Source organism: Elizabethkingia argenteiflava, assembly GCF_009904105.1.
GTDB classification, from domain to species: domain Bacteria; phylum Bacteroidota; class Bacteroidia; order Flavobacteriales; family Weeksellaceae; genus Elizabethkingia; species Elizabethkingia argenteiflava.
The window spans coordinates 1-301 of sequence record NZ_JAAABJ010000069.1; the positions used below are offsets into that span (position 1 = coordinate 1).

The 301-nt window shown below is 32.2% G+C and carries 1 pseudogene; it reads left to right on the top strand.

The annotated features are described in order from the left end of the window. Positions 1–301, top strand: a pseudogene (locus tag GNY06_RS00355) (IS982 family transposase); the annotation flags it as partial.

Genomic DNA, 301 nt, shown 5'->3' on the forward strand with positions numbered 1-301 from the left:
GAGAGTAAAATGAATTTTTTAAATCAAATCCGCAATCCCAAATTGTCAGATCTTGAGTTAATCTCCATAGGCTTAACTTCAGAATTTATGAGTATTGATTCAGAGCGGGATTTATTCAGAAAATTACTTTTCAATTTATCCTCTAGGATTGAACGTAGTGTTTACAATGGCAGAAAGCGCAACTTGTTTTCTTATGGGGATTCATTAAGAAACAAGATAGCTGCAAAAATATCTGTCAGTGATTATTACATTGTAGATAGCATGCCATTAGAAATATGCAAATTAATCAGAAGTTGCAGAA